The sequence below is a fragment of the Pantoea sp. GD03673 genome (genome assembly GCF_029844725.1).
In the GTDB taxonomy this organism is placed as follows: Bacteria; Pseudomonadota; Gammaproteobacteria; order Enterobacterales; family Enterobacteriaceae; genus Pantoea.
In genome coordinates, this window is record NZ_JAOCKJ010000002.1 from 316,533 (window position 1) to 334,229 (window position 17,697).

Annotated in this window: 15 protein-coding genes and 1 pseudogene; 3 read left to right on the forward strand and 13 right to left on the reverse strand. The window is 55.3% G+C overall.

The annotated features are described in order from the left end of the window. Window positions 1–17: 17 nt before the first annotated feature. From N5J69_RS04750 to N5J69_RS04780, 7 genes and pseudogenes are all read right to left on the reverse strand, one after another. Entirely contained in the window at window positions 18–2,462 is a 2,445-nt protein-coding gene (locus N5J69_RS04750; protein WP_279768413.1) for a DUF2235 domain-containing protein, read from the reverse strand. Next, window positions 2,450–2,980 carry a T6SS immunity phospholipase A1-binding lipoprotein Tli1-KP gene (gene tli1, locus N5J69_RS04755; protein WP_279768415.1) on the reverse strand — a complete coding sequence of 177 codons (531 nt, stop codon included), beginning with the start codon at window positions 2,978–2,980 and terminating at the stop codon, window positions 2,450–2,452. The genes N5J69_RS04750 and tli1 overlap by 13 nt, the downstream gene beginning before the upstream one ends. 68 nt (window positions 2,981–3,048) lie before the next feature. Further along, window positions 3,049–3,550, reverse strand: a pseudogene (locus tag N5J69_RS04760) (DUF3304 domain-containing protein). Window positions 3,551–3,654: 104 nt separating this feature from the next. After that, window positions 3,655–4,407: a DUF4123 domain-containing protein gene (locus N5J69_RS04765; protein WP_279768416.1), complete on the reverse strand. Its 753-nt coding sequence runs from the start codon at window positions 4,405–4,407 to the stop codon at window positions 3,655–3,657. Then, a complete protein-coding gene (vgrG, locus tag N5J69_RS04770; protein ID WP_279768417.1) occupies window positions 4,408–6,786 on the reverse strand; it encodes a type VI secretion system Vgr family protein in 2,379 nt (792 codons plus the stop codon). It abuts the gene before it with no gap. 274 nt (window positions 6,787–7,060) lie between these two features. Continuing rightward, the gene (locus N5J69_RS04775; protein ID WP_279768418.1) at window positions 7,061–7,594 is read right to left on the reverse strand and encodes a type VI secretion system contractile sheath small subunit; all 534 of its coding nucleotides are present in this window, start codon (window positions 7,592–7,594) and stop codon (window positions 7,061–7,063) included. Window positions 7,595–8,149: 555 nt separating this feature from the next. After that, on the reverse strand, window positions 8,150–9,028 hold the full coding sequence (locus N5J69_RS04780) for an AraC family transcriptional regulator (RefSeq protein ID WP_279768421.1): 879 nt from the start codon (window positions 9,026–9,028) through the stop codon (window positions 8,150–8,152). 178 nt (window positions 9,029–9,206) lie between these two features. On the opposite strand from N5J69_RS04780, the gene N5J69_RS04785 reads away from it, so the two are divergent. Then, window positions 9,207–10,106: a DMT family transporter gene (locus N5J69_RS04785; RefSeq protein WP_279768422.1), complete on the forward strand. Its 900-nt coding sequence runs from the start codon at window positions 9,207–9,209 to the stop codon at window positions 10,104–10,106. Window positions 10,107–10,142: 36 nt separating this feature from the next. Here N5J69_RS04785 and N5J69_RS04790 read toward each other — a convergent pair whose 3' ends face one another. Next, entirely contained in the window at window positions 10,143–10,376 is a 234-nt protein-coding gene (locus N5J69_RS04790) for a hypothetical protein (RefSeq protein WP_279768423.1), read from the reverse strand. Window positions 10,377–10,671: 295 nt separating this feature from the next. On the opposite strand from N5J69_RS04790, the gene N5J69_RS04795 reads away from it, so the two are divergent. After that, a complete protein-coding gene (locus N5J69_RS04795) occupies window positions 10,672–11,898 on the forward strand; it encodes an MFS transporter (protein WP_279768712.1) in 1,227 nt (408 codons plus the stop codon). Between the two features lie 51 nt (window positions 11,899–11,949). On the opposite strand, the gene N5J69_RS04800 is transcribed toward N5J69_RS04795, so the two are convergent. From N5J69_RS04800 to N5J69_RS04820, 5 genes are all read right to left on the reverse strand, one after another. Next, complete coding sequence (locus N5J69_RS04800) at window positions 11,950–12,825, reverse strand: SMP-30/gluconolactonase/LRE family protein (RefSeq protein WP_279768424.1); 876 nt, start codon at window positions 12,823–12,825, stop codon at window positions 11,950–11,952. 512 nt (window positions 12,826–13,337) lie between these two features. Further along, window positions 13,338–13,619: a hypothetical protein gene (locus N5J69_RS04805; RefSeq protein WP_279768425.1), complete on the reverse strand. Its 282-nt coding sequence runs from the start codon at window positions 13,617–13,619 to the stop codon at window positions 13,338–13,340. 266 nt (window positions 13,620–13,885) lie between these two features. Further along, complete coding sequence (locus N5J69_RS04810; RefSeq protein ID WP_279768427.1) at window positions 13,886–14,692, reverse strand: hypothetical protein; 807 nt, start codon at window positions 14,690–14,692, stop codon at window positions 13,886–13,888. Window positions 14,693–14,701: 9 nt separating this feature from the next. Then, a complete protein-coding gene (locus N5J69_RS04815) occupies window positions 14,702–15,154 on the reverse strand; it encodes a universal stress protein (RefSeq protein ID WP_279768429.1) in 453 nt (150 codons plus the stop codon). 7 nt (window positions 15,155–15,161) lie between these two features. After that, entirely contained in the window at window positions 15,162–15,947 is a 786-nt protein-coding gene (locus tag N5J69_RS04820; protein WP_279768430.1) for an IclR family transcriptional regulator, read from the reverse strand. 149 nt (window positions 15,948–16,096) lie between these two features. Here N5J69_RS04820 and N5J69_RS04825 point away from each other — a divergent pair, with 149 nt between their 5' ends. Then, window positions 16,097–17,695: an MFS transporter gene (locus tag N5J69_RS04825; protein ID WP_279768432.1), complete on the forward strand. Its 1,599-nt coding sequence runs from the start codon at window positions 16,097–16,099 to the stop codon at window positions 17,693–17,695. Window positions 17,696–17,697 lie beyond the last annotated feature (2 nt).

The following is a 17,697-nucleotide window of genomic DNA, read 5'->3' on the forward strand; positions in this document are numbered from 1 at the left end:
ACCCTCCTTACTCAACTTTATCCAGTCACCGTCAGGACATCCTCAAGCCAGCTGACCGGGATCGCAGCCTGCGCCCGCGCCAGCTGTTGTTCAGCCACCAGCGCTTTTCGCTGTGCAACCATCACTCCCGGCTCCCGGGTAAATGCCCGCAGCTGTTCCCCGCCCGGCAGTTCCGGCACGGGTTCATGGGTGATCCTGTCCAGCACCTCAAGCTGCAGCGATCGCACAGCGCCTGTCGCGGCCAGCCCCGCCAGCTTTCCGGTCAGGCTCTTTTGTCTGAAGCTCAGCACAACACCCGTGGTCAGGGTGGCAAACCCGATAAGATCCCCGGCGATCACCAACGGCGATAGGGACTTATTACATTTGTCGCTGAAATAAATCATCCGGTAGCGGAAGTAGCCGCCCCACATCTCGCGCGTACCCAGCGCAGCGTGCATAAACCAGGCTCGCGAGTCGTGCACCTGGTCGTCGAATAGTGCCCTGACCAGCCCGGCTGGCTGTTCCGCATTACTGGCCTCACCGGCAGCAGGAAACAGGACTGCCACCCGGGCGTCTCCGCCAGCCTTTATTCGCCGGTATTCCTGAGGTTCATCATCGGTATTGAGAACGAAAATCATCGGCTGCAGCACGGTATCCAGCACCGCCTGTGCCAGGTTCTCCGGAATACGGTAACCGTCGTGGTAATCCTTACCGAATTCCTTCGCCGCTTCAAACAGCTGGGTCTGCGCCATATCCGGGTCGAAATCCTTGATGCCCGGATGGAGCACAAGCTCATCCATGTTGTCGGCAGACTGTTTTGCTATCTGGTCCTGACGCGTTTTGAGGACCTTTTGCTGCTTCTGATCCCGTGCTTCTTCTGCCGCCTTACGCGCGGCAGGCAGCGCTTCGGTATTCGTGGCTCGCTGGTAGAAAGGCGTTTTCAGCATCGAGCCTCTGGCATAACGCTCGATACGCCAGCCGGTGATCCACGCAATCTGGTTTTCCACGACGGTTTCCAGACTGCCGCTGGCACGCGGTGGTTCGTATTGGAAGGCCTCTTCGGGCGTGATTTTTTCTGGGGTAGTGAGATTCAGGGTAAGTTCGCGCCAGGCGTTGAAGCGATTGACAAGTGTTCCATGTATTCCGAATTGTTCAATAAGATCAGGAGGCATAGCACGCCATGCATCTTTTTTAAGGTCTTCAGGGAGTGAGTCAATAGGTGCCTTCAGTGGCGCTCCAATCTGGAAACCAGCAGCGTAAAGCTCATTTAAAGCTATCTGCGATAGCAATAGGCGGTCATCAATACCATTCGCCTTTCCCTGATCCCCTGGCGGATAACCGCCCCCTAGATCCGAGTGCATCCCCGGGTAAACCACCTCAATGGCATAAGGCGGGTACTTGCCGTTACCCCGGCGCACCGAGTCCAGCGGGAAGCAAAGACGCTGCTCATGGCTTGAGACCAGATGCACGCATTTTTTTATCAGACCGCCATAGGTTTTATCGTCCGGAAGCTCCATGGTACCGTCAGCCCAGGACATATGCCCCTCAGCAATCGGCACCACGTGTGCGATCCCAACGGAGGCCACGGTATCAAGCAGCCCGAGAAACTCCACGCTGACGGGCAACTGCATCTCGCCAATCTGCAGGCACTGTGGGGGTTTTTCGCCCTCAGCCTTTGGTGGAGGAAGCAGCTCGCTCAGCCAGCGTACAAACGTACGCGCAGCGGCAGCGCCGCGGGAAAATCCATAAACGTACAGTTTGATGCCTAACACCTTAGGCTTACCCGGCTCCGGCTGCGTGAGCAGTGGTTTCAGTTGCGGAGCTAACTCATTCAGTAAACGGCTGAACTCTTCATAGCGGTTGTGGCTGCCGCCAAACCACAGCCGGTTCCAGCTGGTGCCCATTTTGCTGATGGACTGTCGGCTCTCTGCGGTGGTTAACCATTTTTGAGTAGCGGAAAATTTCAGTACATCAATAATCCGCAGCAGCGCCCAGTTAATACGCTCCTCCCCCTTAGTTGCACCCGCCAGTCCCATGGTTGAATAGTCCGGGTCGTTCACTTCAGGGAACGGGGTGCCCACACCGGGCATATAGAACTTAAAATATTTCCCTTCACCATCTTTAGCACCATCTAAGAGTATTGACTGCCCGTCAGAGGGAACCCCGCCCGTCGTACCGGTTCCAATAGTGGCACGAAACAACCGCGCGATATTGGTCGGGTGTTTCGGAGGGGGAGACAGGAGCAGGTCATTGTTCAGGTTATTCCCCGTACCGTCGAAAAACAGACTAATATGCAGCGTCTTGCAGCACGGCGGTTCCACGCGTCGTCCGGCCGCCAGACACAGTTCCTGGCGGTAGAGCCGCTCGGCGCTGTTCTGCTGATGGCAACTCTGCCCGACCTGCAGCGCCTGCGTTGGCAGGCGTCCCTGGGCCGGAAATGGCGGCGGCACCCAGGCTAAATCGGTTTCCTTTACTTCGGACATACTTTGGGCTCCTTCATCCTGATGGGCTCTTTTATCGGGTAGTTGGCATTTCTCGGTGACCAGCAGCTGGTGGTCACCTTCACGTCATCACAGGGCAGAAAGTGCACCGTGATGCCGCAGACATCCTGGCCGTTATAGTCGGGAACCGGGACGGTTTTGCTGTGCTGCCGTTTTTGGGCATCTATGCCTTTTTTCCAGGCAAGATACTTATCCTCATCAGCAAATCCGGGGAAACCAGCTGATGAACCCTGCCCAGTTTCCCAGTCAATACGCACCGTCATACCCGGCGTCCAGCGGGCGGGCACGCTGTAGCAGCAGCCGCCACCGCCGCCCTGAAATGGACCAATAATGTCGATACCCGACTGGTCATCCACGCTGAAGTGGTTAATCGCCCATTTAGTGTGGTTGATGGCTTTAATGGTTCCACCGCCCCCCCCTTCGGCCTGAGCAGCAGGCTGCGAGCAGCTGGTTAACAGCAGCAGGCCCGCCAGCAGCGGGCTTAATAATGAATGTTTCATCTGAATTTCCTTACAGAGGTGGGATTAAAGAGAAAACGGCGGCGGCACCCAGGCTAAATCGGTTTCCTTTATCTCGGACATACTTTGGGCTCCTTCATCCTGATGGGCTCTTTTATCGGGTAGGACGGACTGCCGTAGGTGTAGCAACTGGTCGTCACCTTCACGTCATCACAGAGCAAAAAGTGCACGGTAATACCGCAGACATCCTGGCCGTTATAGTCGGGAACCGGGACGGTTTCGCTGTGCTGACGTTGTTGAGCTTTAATATTCCTTGCCCACTCTAAAAACTTCTTCTCATCTGCATATCCCGGGAAACCAGCTGATGAACCCTGCCCGGTTTCCCAGTCAACTCGCACCGTCATATCCGGCGTCCATCGGACGGGCACGCTGAAGCCCCCCCACCGCCTCCCTGGAACGGCCAATAATGTCGCTACCCGACTGGTTATCCACGTTGAAGTGGTTAATTGCCCATTTAGTGTGGTTGATGGCGTCAATGGTTCCGCCACCACCGCCTGCGGCCTGAGCAGCAGGCTGCGAGCACCCGGTTAACAGCAGCAGGCCTGCCAGCACCGGACTTAATAATGAATGTTTGACTTTTCTTGTATGAAAAGAGCATTAAAAAGGGAGGATGTAACGGCGGATAAAACGATTTCTTTTTACCATCAGTCCCTTACTTATGTGGGAATCCACCTTTTCATGACCCAGGCCTCGCGTGCTTCATCCAGAATAATGCCCTGGTTGGTTGCCTCCAGCATGCCCTGGTAACAATCAGAAAAAAGTGCCTGTTGTGATGCATACCTGTCCGCTGGCGGTGCACAGTGCGACAGAAGGGTCATGACATCACATACGCACATCAGATGCTCAAGCTGGCGATCGCTGAGGTCGATTTTGTTAGGTTTTTCGTCGCGAGTCTGGGGCGTACCGCTACCTTTTATACCTCTGGGATTACCATCCATATCCTGCCATGCCCAGAACAACACAGGCCGCAATAAAGGCTTTTGCTGTTCCTCACTGAGAACGTCCGTAAAAAGCACAGGGAAAATCCGTGTATCGTAGAACCGTAAAATCCCGCTCCGTCCTTCCTGCAGAATATCCATACACTGTGTGAGCCAGCCAGCCAGGGCAGAAAAAGGCCAGTGTGAGCACAACAGCAGCAACGAAGCCTGAACGGCAACCTGCTGACTCGTGTCCTTCAGCCACTGCAACTGCTGAAGATCATCAAGTCTAATGCGTGCAACCAGCGGAGCATCATCGACGATAAACGCTTCCGGAAGCCCTTGATAAAGTGATTGCCACTCCACCGACAGTGCATTCAGAGCCGGAATAACGCTGAAATCCAGCCCTGCCTGATCAACGATAATATCAAGATAACCCGTTCCGGAAGCCCGGCAGGTAACAGCGACTTCTTCAATCCATTGCGCAGTCATTTATGCCTCCCTGGGTACAAAACCCTGCGCCAGTTCCTGAGCTTTTTTTAGGCACTCTTTGCATACTGATGCCGGCAGTTCTGACAGAGGAAAATCCTCGCTGGCAGGCCCCTGCAAATCGTGCAGACCTTTAAGACTGATTAATCCCGGCCCGTGAATATGCACCTCTCCCTGTGGCGTAAGACGAATATAAGCCCCGCCACAGCCCAGAGTAATGCCATTTTTAGCCGTCAACTGCAGGTGTCCCTGTGTTGACTGGACGGTGATATCTTTCAGGGAAGTCAGCGACAGCGCATCACTGTGTGACTCAATTTCCAGTGAACCTTTGGCGGATACCAGCCGCATTCCTTCCTGTTGGGCCAGCAGTGAGACCGCCTGGCTCGCGTTCACCGAATAGCACTGTGCTGCGGTGATATTGACTTCCCCCAGGCTCTGCAGGAACAACCCTTTCCCGCTGTACATCAGGGCTGTTTCCGGCGTAACGGCGGCAATACCTTTCGCTGAAGACAGCAGCAGCGCAGGCTCTTTACACTCACTGGCACCTGAAACCAATGCTCTTAATGGCTCAGAATCAGGCGTAATATTGTGGTGAGTCTGTGTGATAGATCCCCATCCAGTTACCTGATTCAACGCCCCTTTTAGCAGACTGATGGCTGACTGCATCTCCAGCACCTGCCCCTGCGCCCCCGCCTGGCCATCAGTACTGATAAATATCCCTTTCTGTGCCCGTATTGCGCCCCAGCTGTCCGTCCTGAGTTCAAAACCCTCACCGCGCTTCTGTTTCTCACCATCGACTAAATGACCGAGATTCAGCTGGCTCTTGCCGCCGTACTCGGTGCTGACCTTGATATGCTCTTTACCGCGCTCATCATCCAGGCGGATTTTGTTGTTCGCCGGGGTGCGTAACACGTTACGTTTGTAGTTTCGGATAGTGACGTGGTCGCCGTGCGCCGAGTCGTGAAGCACACCCGCGATATAGGGTCGGTCCGGGTTACCGTCCTCAAAACCAATCGCCACCTCGGTACCCGCCAGCAGCGGCAGGTGCAGGCCGAAGGTATCACCCGCATACGGGCGGGACTGACGCACCCACAGGCTCTCGAGTCCGGTCTCCCGGTTATCTCGGTCGAACAGCATGCTGACGCGATAGCGGCCGTCTTTATCGATGTGGGCGTAGGTGTCGTTTTCAGTGGTGCTGGTCACCCGCGCCGGCAGCGTTCCGGCCATCACCGGGCGTGAACCAGGCTCATGACGGAAACAAAAATCCGTGCTGTCCGGGATACCGTCAAAATGCACTTCAAAATCCCGGTCGCGCCGCGCATGGCTGTGCATCGCCGTAATGACCACGCCCTGCGCAAACACACCGGGCACTTCGTACCCGCCGGTGACGCTGAGTACCTGACCCGGAGAAAGGGTCGGGCAGCTGGTGATGGCCCGGGCCTGCGTCTGGCCATTCAGGTAGCGCTCATGACGAATGCGGGCATAAAACGCCCCGGACTCCGGGGCAGGATTGCGGTCACTGGTAATGCCCGCTGTCAGATAGTTATCCGCATAGTGGTAGGCATCACCGTAAGTGGTGGCATCTCCGCGGGTCGCATCGACCCGGGCATTCATGTCATCCGTGGCCTGGCGGTAGTTGTAATCACGGGTGCTGACCTGCTTCTGCACCACGTTATGATGGCTCTGCATGCCCCAGACCGCGTCCACACCGTCCGAATGCTGTCCAGATGGCGGAACCGATGGCAGCGTCAGGCCTTTTTCATAGCTTTGCTGCCCATCACAGAACTCCACAACGTCGATGTTCAGGCGTGTATCAGTGGTGAAGCGGAACCAGATACCCACCTCACCCAGCAGACGGGTAATAAAGTGCAGGTCGTCCTCGCCGTATTGCATGACCTGTTCACGGCGCGGGTACTCTTTCAAAAGCGAGAACAGAAAGTCCTGGCCGCGCATGTTGTGGCGCTCGCGCAGGATTTTCTCCACGATTTGCGGGACCGACATGTCCTGATAAATGGCGTTCTGGTGCGAGCGGCTGAGCAGCGCCAGCCGCGGCTGCAGCGTCAGGCCATAGCGGGTCTCGTCCTTCGAGGTGCCGAGCCGTTCGAAGCCGCTGACCACCCCCTGAATCACCCGCACCGGCTGCTGCATTTTGATGCCATACTGCTGGCCAGCCGGGGCCAGCAGCGTCAGGGAGGCGGCTTTCATCAGCATCATTTCTTTGCTGATGGCATGGTCAGGGCTGGTGAATTCAATACGGTAACTGAACGGCGTACTCAGGGCTTCATCGCCTTCAAACGCCAGTACATCAAGCCCTGATTCACATCCCTTTACCGACAGCTGGTGATGGTTATGGCTGAAACTGATTATGGGATCACTGCTCATGCGTGCACTCCTTGTGTACGATCAAACTTCAGCCCTTACCGCAGCTAAAGCGTAACGGCTGTGGTTTCTGTCAGGCGGTCATGTGAACCAGCAACTGCTGGCTCAGTACCGGAAGAATCTGTCGATTCAGCAGGCTATTGACGCTACCCGGCAGCAGCCAGCCGGCGCGTCACACGCTACCGCCCATCGCTGTTTCCGTGAAGGGGACCAAAGCGCATGCGGTCGGGCTGGCAGTTTTTGGGCTTCTTTGCTTAACGCCCGCACGGGCCTGCGTTCAGCAAAAGCGAAAATGTGAACAGAAAGGACGGTCCGCTTGCGATATACGCGGTGGCGTGTTCGTTCCGGGAATCGACATAAACGACGTTGCCGTCTTTACAGGTTCAGGTATTTTTTCCAGCGCATTGTGGAAGGCAACGTTGTCGGGCTGCCTGACTTCAGGGGCACGAAGCAGGCTTCGCATGGACAGCATTGCTTCAGACTGAGGGATATAACGGGGGACCTGCTCCGGTTCGGCATCTTTCATGTCACGAAAACGGAGATTACCCCCCTCTTCGGCAACATCAACCGGCAAAGTGCTTGCCACCGACAGGCTGTCAGCAGGCTCAGAATCATCGATTACGCTATTGAAATTGATGTTGATGGTTTCACGCCCCCGCAGCGGACGAGGTTCCCAGCCGTTTCTGTTATCTCCGGCTATCTCCATGTTTGGGGGAAGCGCTACTCTATTGTCTGCATCACTGGGGCGGACGATGAAATGAACAGCGACACGGGCTTTGTCGATTTCGGACTGAAAGGAAGAGTTAGACATGACTGTCCCTGTTCTGTGGAGTACCAGAAACCGTCACAGCCAGTGTCAAATCTCAAAAACAGCTTACCCTGCCATAAAACATTCCTGCCTTTAAACATTCAGCAAAAGCAGAACCTGCGGTCAGAAGCGAGTGCATTCCATTGACTGGCACTATGACGCGATATAAAGCGTAAATCCGTAAAGTTTTTTTCCAGATAAACACTCAGGGCGCGAGTTTAAAAATAGTGGAGCAACTAAAGGAAATGATAATTTGTAACAAAAAGTAAAAATAACCAGCACTGAAAAAACCACGCAATAGCATGTTATGTAAGATATTTCTTAAGATGACAGTCAAAAACTCACGCTATCAATAGCTGAAAAGTGTTTCAGCAGTCTGCCAGATGCAGAATTAAAAACAGTGGAGATTACGGTGCAGAAACGTGCCGTTAAGGACTGTTCAAACGGATAGCGTTAAAAATTGAAAATGAGCACTCACTCAATCAGGCGGGGTTTAAAGATAAGTTATGTTAATTATTTTTGGTGTGAACATTCACTGCACGAGGGGCCCTTTTTCCGCTAAAAAGTTCTTCGGCCCTCCCGCCGACACCCGGAAGGCGTCATGCCATAGACCTGACGGAAACGATGGCTGAAGTGCGCTGAAGAGTGAAAACCACACTGAAGGGCAATATCCGTCAGCGTCAGTTCGGGCCGCTCAAGCAACGACCGCGCACGATCCATACGACGGCGCATCACAAACTGGTGCGGCGCTTCGCCGGTGGTGTGACGGAACATGCGGGCAAAGTGAAACTCGCTGAGTGCCGCTTCCTGCGCCAGCACAGCCAGCGTTAAAGGCTGGTCGATATGGGTTTCTATGAAGTCGAGCACCCGACGTAACACCACCGGAGCCAGTCCCCCCCGCACCTGTGGCAGTTGCCATTTTACCTCACTGTAGTGCTGCAAAAGATGGGTCAGAAGCAGTGTTGATGCACTGCTCAGCGTCAGCTGGCTGGCGGGCTGTTGCCAGTCGCTGCTCAGCAGAAAGTGCCGATAGAGCTGGGTAATACGGTCATCAGTGGAAAAAACTTTCTCATGCAGATTTAACTGCGCCGGGCTGCGATCCCAGACCTGTTCGGCCAGCTGCCGCAACTGGTTCTCGCTGCAATAGAGATGAACAAAAGCGAGATCGGCACGCAGATCCCAGGTTGATTCCGTACCTGCGGGCATCAGACAGAAACGATCTGGTGCGCCTCCGTTACGCCAGCCCTGCGCTGTTTTATGCCAGGTATCGTAACCGCCCGCCACGTAAAGGCTCAGCGTGTGATGATCACTGAGATTTGTTACGCGATCGCCACTATTAAACCAGGCAGCCAGCTGAATGCCGCTATTGAGTTGTACCCGATCACGCAGTTGCGCTTTGTGGCGTTGCAGCATTTCAAAGGTCTGGTAGGTACGCATCGGGGTATCAGGGTCAGATAAACAGAGCATCAGTTTACGGATTGTGGAGGACAGAGAACAGGTCACATCGGGACAGAGGGTAAAAATGCGCAAGATTTTGCAAACCCGGCGCAATTCGCTGCAAGCCCCGTGTACGTTATCGGCGCAGACTCAGCGTTTTAGGGTGGAGGACGTGGCAATGAACCTGTTTTTATATCTCTCTGTGGTGCTGATCTGGGGCACAACCTGGATTGCGATTTACGCGCAACAGTCTGCTGGCATCAGTGCCGTCACCGTCGCCGTGTTCTGGCGATTTCTGCTGGCTTCGCTGGTCATGTTATTGCTGCTTAAGCTGATAAAACGGCTGCACAGGCTGACGCTGCGTGATCATCTCTTCTGTGTGCTGCAGGGCTGCTGCGTCTTTGGCTTTAACTTTGTCTGTTTCTATTACGCTTCGGGTTATATCAGCAGCGGACTGGAGTCGGTCATTTTCTCTATGGCGGTGATGTACAACGCCATCAACAGCTGGATATTTTTTCGTCAGCGCCCCTCCCCACGTCTGGTCCCGGCGATCGTGCTGGGCATGGCGGGCATCGTTGCGCTGTTCTGGCACGATCTTCGCAGCACGCAGGCCTCTGCCGGATTACTGTACGGCATTGGCTTGAGTGCGCTGGGCACGCTGGGGTTTTCATTCGGCAATATGATCAGTCAGCGGCATCAGCGTCTGCAGCGCGACGTGCTGACCACTAACAGCTATGGCATGTTATACGGCGCACTGATGATGGCGCTGGTTTCGCTGCTACAGGGTGTTTCACTGCAGCCGACCTGGAATGCCCAGTGGGTTGGCGCATTAACCTATCTGGCTATAGTGGGATCGGTGATGGGTTTCGGTGCCTACTTTACGCTGGTGGGACGAATAGGAGCCAGCCGGGCTGCCTACACAACCGTTCTGTTTCCGCTGGTCGCGCTGGCACTCTCAACCCGTTTTGAGGGTTATGAATGGCACGCCAGCGCCATCCCTGGCCTTGTCATGATTCTGCTGGGCAATATCGTCATGTTTGCCCGCTGGCCGGCAAGCCGTCGCCGGGTCGTCGTCTGACGCGGAGGCGGGCTCAGGCCCGCATTCGCACAGGCGTTACGCCCACTGCTGCTGAAGAAGTTTCTGTGGTTGATTGATCGCTTTACGCGCAATCCAGTAGAGCAGAACACGCTCATCGTCACCGTCACGATCGGCCATCGACAGTAATTTTAGTGCCAGCGTCGATTTGGTCACAGGCTGTTGTTCCGTACTGAGTTCAATCACCGCCTGACCGATGATGCAGCAAACTTCGTCCTCACTGGTGGTGGATTCATATGTCCGGTCTTTCATATTTCCTCCTGATAAGTGAACTATCAGCCTGGCAAAAAATCCGGAGAGCTGCCCACATAAACGGCTCGCTGAAACATTCTATTACGGCTAGTTACCCTAACTTATCAAGCTGTCGCTTTGGTTACTTTTAACGCAACGCTGCCTTGTCGTAACTTTTCTGCATTGTGTCATTCATACCGCCTGAGTGGCATTTCATTCCCTGATCCGTTCCGTTCATACCGTTACTGCTCACGCGCGCGAATCACGGCTTTATTCTGACTGCAGTTTCCAGATTCCCGGACGGGAGAGATACATGATGAACCAGACACAACAGGCTTCTTACCAGCGGTCCCGCTGGCTTACATTGTTCGGAACGGTAATCACTCAGTTTGCGCTGGGGTCAGTTTACACATGGAGTTTGTTCAACGGTCAGCTGTCACACAAGCTGGATGCCCCGATTAGTCAGGTCGCCTTTTCCTTTGGCCTGCTGAGTTTAGGTCTGGCTATCGCCTCTTCACTGGCCGGGAAATTACAGGAGCGTTTTGGCGTACGCCGCGTGACGATTGGCGCGGGTGTACTGATGGCGCTGGGCTTCTGGCTCACCGCGCATGCCAATAAACTGATGATGCTTTATTTCAGTGCCGGGCTGTTGGTCGGTCTGGCCGATGGCGCCGGTTACCTGATGACACTTTCAAACTGCGTGAAATGGTTCCCGGAGCGTAAGGGGATGATCTCTGCCTGCGCGATTGGCGCTTACGGCCTTGGCAGTCTGGGATTCAAATTCATCTGCGGAGCACTGCTGGCGACGGTGGGTCTGGAGCAGACCTTTATGATCTGGGGCGTGCTGGCCATGTCGATGATTATTCTCGGCGCACTGCTGATGCGTGAAGCGCCACTGCAGCAGATCAGCGCCACCAGCAAAGGTCAGCCGCATGCGCGGGATTACACACTCGCACAGTCAGTGCGCCTGCCGCAGTACTGGATGCTGGCGCTGATGTTCCTGACCGCCTGTATGAGTGGCCTTTATGTGATAGGCGTTGCCAAAGATATCGGCGAAGGGCTGGTACACCTTTCCACGCAGACGGCTGCCAGTGCGGTAACGGTGATCGCGATAGCCAACCTGAGTGGTCGTCTGGTCCTGGGTGTGCTCTCTGACAAAATGCTGCGCATCAGGGTTATTTCGCTGGCACAGATTGTGTCGCTGATCGGAATGAGCGTGCTGCTGTTCACCCGGATGAATGAGATCACCTTCTTCCTGTCACTCGCCTGTGTGGCGTTCAGTTTCGGCGGGACGATCACCGTGTTCCCGTCACTGGTCAGTGACTTCTTTGGCCTCAACAACCTGACAAAGAACTATGGCCTGCTCTATCTCGGCTTTGGTATCGGCAGCGTGCTGGGCTCGCTGGTCGCCTCGCTGTTTGGTGGTTTCACCGTGACCTTCAGCCTGATTATGACACTGCTGGTCATCTCCCTGTTCCTGTCACTCACCATCCGCCTGCCCCAGACGTCCGTCACCGCAGAACCGGTGTTGCAACGTCATTAACGTTACGGGCAACGCACGCTGACGGGCCGCAACAGAGCGGCCCGTTGTCGTTTAGCCGCGGAATCGCGGTTCTGCCATGCCTGCCACTGCGACATCCACTGCAAAAACATCGCCGGACTGCGGATAGCGCGCCAGCTCTTCTTCAGTGCGATCTTCGCGAGAACTGGTGATAAACAGCGTGTTAAGATCGGCACCGCCAAAGGCCACCATGGTCGGCCACTTCACCGGCAGCAGGATCTCATCAACGATTTCGCTGCTCTGCGGATCGATACGCACCACGCGTCCGCCATCAAACTGTGCTGACCAGTAGAAGCCTTCGCTGTCCACTGCGGCACCATCGGGTAACCCACCTTTCGCATCAAAACGGCGGAACAGGGTGCGCTCACCCGGCTCGCCCTGCTCATTTAACGGATAGCGATAGAGCGCCTCATTCGGCGTGTCGCTGTGATACATCCATTGCCGGTCAGGAGAGAAAGCCAGTCCGTTGGAAATTTTAATGTCGCGCGCTTTCACTTCCAGCGTCAGGTCAGGCGTCACGCGGCAGAGCAGCCCGCCATTTTTGTCCTGCGGTTCCCACAGACTGCCACACCAGAAATTACCCCAGGGATCGACACGGCCATCATTGAAGCGACTTTGCGCAGCTACGCCGGGATTCTCTGCAATCTTTTTCTCTGGCTTGCCCTGCGCATCCAGCAGCCAGACACCCCCACGCAATGCGGCGATCAGCCCACCCTGCTCACGCAGACCGATGCATCCCACCTCTTCTGCCTGCGGGAAGGTCTGCAGTTCACCGCTGACCGGGTCAAAACGGTGAATGGCGGGTGCCAGGATATCGACACAGTAGAGGACCTGTTCTTCGACGGACCAGAGCGGGCATTCGCCCAGTTCAGCCTGTAAAGCCAGGATATTTTTAACAGCGTGCGTCATGTTTCTCTCCCATTGAACTGACATGCTAATAATGTAGTGGTAAAAACTTTCAAATGAGAATTATTTTCGCTTGATTTTGAGATTATTCTCTCCGATAGTATTTATTATTCAGCTCATTCCGATTTATTTAATTCCCTCCACTACAGAAAACCGCATTCTGAAATATCCCGTCATATCTTATTAAATAACTCTACAAAGCCTGCATCTTCACTCCACTTTTCCGGCGTAGTGTCGTAGTCATTGGAAAAGAGGAGAAGCTTCCGATGAAGAGATTAATTAAAGTCGCTTCGGTGGTTGTGCTGATGTCGTTATTAAGCGGTTGTATCATCAGCCCCAGACATGACAATGGCTGGCACCGTGGAGGGGGAGGCGGATATCATGGCGGCTACTACGGAGGTCATCACGGAGGGTATCATGGCGGTCACCATCGCCACTAATGGGCAAAGATGTCACACAGCATAAAATAAAAGCGTTACATTTTAAGGGCGGGATAATTATCCCGCCCGTTTTATTTAGCTTTTCAGAGCATAATTACACTGGAACCATGCTTTCTTCAGTCCCGGAATATGACTCTCTTGCGCAGGCAGCGCTTCCACTTTATCAAATCCTTTATTGCTGCAGTAATTGGCCAGGTCGATATCCATCGCATCACGATTGACCTTTACCGGGTCAAAACGGTACTGCACGGTATTTGAGCTGGGATCTTCATCTACACGTTCAAATGCCCCGGGTTTGCTGGCAGTACATCCACTCAGCAGAATCAGCGCCAGTGCGCCAATAAGTTGTTTTTTCATAGTCGTTGTCCTCACGTTGCCGCGCAGTTTATGACGCAGCATGTCACGCATCCATAGGATTAATGCGCGAAAAATCAAAAATCGAGAAGCTTTTACCGATTAATTTAATACGATTAAGCGGCTATCACTATCGTGCCAGAAGTGACAGGATGTATTCAGACCAAACGAAGACTGCACCACACCAGGAAATGCCATAAATAATAAACTGTTTCTCTCACTTCCCTGCCCGCGCTTTGCGGGCTTTTTTTCGCCCGCTAAGCACGGCCTTACTGGCCGGTCAGTGCAACCATTCTACGTAACAGATTAGCGGCGCGCTTGTCAGGTAATGCCAGAATGTCACTGTAGAGATCAATGGACATGGCACACAATGAAGAGCGATCAACCGCCGTGTCGGCAGGCATGTTCAGCTGCTGCAGCTTGTCGCCCCACTTCAGATAAAGGCGGCCTGCAATCTCTTCCAGATCATCCTGCGCCTGCGTCTTATCCAGTGGCTGTTCGGGTGGAGGGCTGTTGAGCAGCAGTTGCTCCAGCACATCGGCCTCTTTGCGATTCAGCGACGCTGGCAGTGTGGTCTGCAAATTGATGCCCCCGCTGACCTGCGGATAGAGATAACGGAAGCAGAGGCCCGGATCGATCTGGTTCAGCGCCCGCATCTCTTCGACCGAGACGCCAATATAGTTAACAACTGCCGCATCCGTGCCGCGCATCAGTCGCTGATTAACCACCTCAATCAGCCAGCCACGCAGTTCACCCGTCGCCTTGTCCGGTGGCTCCCCCGCACGGATTCGCCGGGTCAGCTCCTGGGTCAGCAACAGCCATAAGGCCGGTTCCTGGGTCTTCAGCACCCGATAGCCTGGCATCTTTGCCAGTTGATTCTCCGCCTGCTCACGCTGCGTGGCCTGCAGCTGATGCGGCGCGACCCAGCTGAACCAGAGCAGATTAGCCAGTATCAGCGGCAGCAGAAAGAGGAGGAGTCCCTGCCACAATCGCAGACGGGTGGTTTTGATCAGTACAATGACGATCAGCGCCAGCAGCGCAAAAGCGGCCAGCGTAATAAAAAGCAGAGAATTCATGCTGCGGGATTAATCCTTACGCACATCGATCAGCACAGGACAGTGAGCACGCTCAATAACTGATGCGCTGACCGAGCCCTTTAAGAGCCGATTAAAAGAGGAGAGATGACGACGTCCCATGATAATCATACTGGCCTTGAGCTGTAGCGACTGAGCAACGATGGTATCCGCCGCGTCACCCGCCAGAATCATGCCGCGTGCAGTAAGGCCTGCGCGCAGTAAGGGGGCCAGCGCATGACGCACCACCATTTCCGCCGTATTCTGCTCATCCTGTGCCGCCACGAAATCGGCCGGATCTTCACCCGCATCAATTTCCATTGGCTGATTACAGGAAGAGTAAGCAGGATCGACACAGCACAACACCACTACCTCGGCGCGATGCGCCAGCGCTTCTTCAATGGTTAAGGCAACCACTTTCTCCGCAACCGGAGAGTGATCAATGGCCATCAGCAGGGTTTTCATCAGATGCTTATCCTTCAATCGCGGCAACTTTGCCGATTTCACGCACCAGTGCCTCTTTACACTTCAGCATCTCGTCACGAAAGCGGGCTTCGTGTCGCAGAAAACGTGCAGAGGGCACCAGTAAAGAGACAGAAAAGCGACCAAACAGCGTATCCAGCGCAAACGCCATGGTGGAGATTCCTTCCAGGGTTTCACCGCGATCCACGGCGATACCGGTTTCGCGCACTTCCCGGATACGTTGCAGCAACTGCGGCAGCGTTTTCACCGTCATATCGGTTAACTCCTGCCAGGCGTCGCCAACAATCGTCCGCACATCTTTTTCACACTCCAGCGCCAGCAGCGCCCGGCCGCCGGAGGTGCTGTAAAGCGGCAGATTGAGTCCCATATGCGGCACCACACGCAGCTCACGCGATGCCACCACGTGGTGAATAATCGCCAGCTGGCTACCGCTGGCACGCGCCAGCGAGACCGTTTCATTGGTGTCGGAAGAGAGTTTTTCCAGCAGCGGGCTGACCAGATCGACCACGTCGGTATGCACGCTGGAGATCAGTTTTAACAGCGCTGGCCCCAGGCGCAGTCCGCCCGCCCCGCTGCTTCGCACCAGCTCTGCACTGTCGAGTGCGGCAACAATGCGCTGCACCGTTGAACGGGGCAGTTCCACCGCCTGAGCGATCTCGCCAAGGCTCATGCCGCCCGGCTGTTCGCCCAGCGCATTAAGAATTTTTGCCGCACGGGCGATGACCTGAATGCCGCCCGTTTTTTCATCCTCACGGCTGGAGGGTTGATGTGCCATAGCGTCGTCCTGTTTGAGCTGCCTTACTGTAGCGCGAAAGCCGCACTTTTTACAGCCTGTACCACATTGCAATACAGCATACCGGGATGTAATATTACAACCTGTATCACATCGCAGTACACTGCATCATAATAACGAGATCGCCTGTCATGAACGCCAAGCCAGCCGCCGCGCCGGCCCCTCATCCTTTTACAATGCGACTGGCGCTCGGCTTAGTCGGCGTGCTGATTGCTGCGCTGACCTCCGGGCTGAACGATCGCGTCAGTGATATCGCCCTGGCGGACATCCGGGCCGCACTGGGCATCAGCTACGATCAGGGTAGCTGGATTATCTCCGGTTATCAGGCCGCAGAAGTCGCCGCCATGATGATCGCCCCCTGGTTCGCGGTCACCCTGTCGCTGCGGCGTTTTACCCTCGGCGTATCGACAGGATTTATGCTGACCGGCATTCTGCTGCCGCTGGTACCGGATCCAACGCTATTTATCAGCCTGCGCGTGCTGCAGGGGCTGTTCGGCGGTGCCTTACCGCCCATGCTGATGACCGTCGCCCTGCGCTTTCTGCCGCCGCCTTTTAAACTGTTTGGTCTGGCGGGCTATGCCCTGACGGCGACGTTTGGCCCTAACATGGCGGCCTCGCTGGCGTCGTTATGGACCGATCACGTCAGCTGGATGATGGTGTTCTGGCAGGTCGTGCCGTTGATGCTGATTGCCATGGTGCTGATAAGCTGGGGATTGCCTCAGGACCCGCTGCGTCCTGAACGCTTTCAGCAGATAGATCTGTTTGGCATGATGACCGGCTGCAGCGCGATTGCGCTGCTGGTTCTGGTGCTGACCCAGGGTGAGCGCCTTGACTGGCTAAACTCCCCCTTGATTGCCGGTATGTTGCTGGCTGCACTGCCGCTGCTGCTGGTTTTCCTGATCAATGAGTGGTTTCATCCGCTGCCGCTGTTTAAATTGCAGATGCTGCGGCGGCCTAATCTGGCGCACGGCCTGCTGGGACTGGCCTGCGTGCTCATCCTGGGGTTATCAGGCTCCGCGCTGCCTTCCGCCTATTTTGCTCAGGTCAGCGGTTTTCGCACCCTGGAGTTTGCCCCGCTGGCGCTGACGGTAGGCCTGCCGCAGCTGCTGATCGCGCCACTGATTGCGGCCCTGCTGAATATACGCTGGATCGACTGCCGCTGGATGCTGACGGCGGGCGTCGGCCTGCTGGTGACCGCTTGTCTGCTGGGCACGCAAATCACCAGTGACTGGGCGCGACAGAATTTCTGGCTGCTGCAGATCCTGCAGGCGTTCGGACAACCGATGATCATTTTGCCGATACTGATGAGCGCCACCAGCGTGGTAGCCCCGCCTGAAGGGCCGTTTGCCTCGGCGATGTTTAATACGGTGCGCGGTTTTTCCAGCATCGCTGCCTCCACGCTGGTTGACGTTTTTCTCTCCCATCGCGCGCAGTTCCACTCCAGTGTTCTGATTAATCAGGCCGCCAGTCGCAGCTGGCTGATGACCGCGCCGACGGCCGATCAGGCCAGCCGCAGCTTGCCGCTGTTGCCGGATGGCAGCATCAGTGCCAGCGAGAATCTCAGCGGATTCGCTACCCTGGTCCGGCATCAGGCCACGATCCTCGGCCTGAGCGACAGCTGGCTGATGCTCACCGGCTTTGCCGCCTGCCTGTTATTGCTTACTGCCATCCTGCCAAAACGGGTCTGGCCGCCTCAAACTTTGATCCAAAACCCCTCCCGGAATAACTGAAT